General features: G+C 32.9%; 1 protein-coding gene. It reads left to right on the forward strand.

Going from position 1 to position 246, the window contains the following annotated elements:
• Positions 1-26: 26 nt before the first annotated feature.
• Positions 27-246: Mur ligase family protein (locus ACFRAE_RS17850; RefSeq protein WP_422798526.1), on the forward strand; the 220-nt coding region annotated here is incomplete at its 3' end.

Genomic DNA, 246 nt, shown 5'->3' on the forward strand with positions numbered 1-246 from the left:
TGACAATTAATCATTATTTAAATGAAATGGTTGAAGCTGGGGTTACGCATTGCTTTATGGAAGTAAGCTCGCACGGTATTCATCAAAAACGAACTGAAGCTTTGCATTTTGTGGGAGGAATTTTTACAAATCTTTCTCACGATCATTTGGATTATCATCCAACATTTGCAGAATACAGAGATGTTAAAAAGTCATTTTTTGATTCGCTTCCAAAATCAGCATTTGTTTTATCAAACATTGATGATA

Source organism: Sphingobacterium sp. HJSM2_6 (assembly GCF_049316305.1).
Classification (GTDB): Bacteria; Bacteroidota; Bacteroidia; order Sphingobacteriales; family Sphingobacteriaceae; genus Sphingobacterium.